We start from the raw sequence: 487 nt of genomic DNA, 5'->3' as shown, positions 1-487 counted from the left end.
CCATCAACCTTTGAATAAGCGATGTTCGGGATTGGTATGATACTTCCGAAGGAAGTTTTTCTATATCCTTTTTAGTTATAGGAGCTTTATTCCTACGAAATCCCTTATCGTAAAGCACTTCCGTTTTCTTACCGGACTTTGTCATATAACTGACTTGGAAAATTCCGTTCACCATAAATTTTCGTTTAGCTTTACTTAAGGTCGTACGGTACTTATTTGCTAAGGTTTTATACATAGAATATTCAAGGAGATACTTATAACTATTTAAGTGGCATACATTCACTGCCAGTTGATAATATTGATAGGTTCCACGTATTTGGGCGTTATAGTTCCTTAAAATCTCAAGAGGAACCAATTTAATTAATTCCGGACGATGCATTGGTTTCCATTTTCCTGTCTTTTGGTTGACATTTATTGCCCCTTTTTTAAATAAGCGACTATAAACAAGATCAGTAGGCATATATAGTTCGCACTTTAACGAAAATGC

The 487-nt window shown here is 34.9% G+C and carries 1 protein-coding gene; it reads right to left on the bottom strand.

Annotated features, from left to right (window positions below; genetic code table 11):
• A partial coding sequence (locus tag AC1DWA_RS33300) for a group II intron reverse transcriptase/maturase (protein WP_477917738.1) occupies nt 1-460 on the bottom strand: 460 nt, incomplete at its 3' end.
• Nucleotides 461-487 lie beyond the last annotated feature (27 nt).

Source organism: Rhodococcus sp. P4_F3_2 (assembly GCF_056401335.1).
Note: the sequence above shows the minus strand (reverse complement) of the source record. Positions and strands in the feature narration are given on the sequence as shown.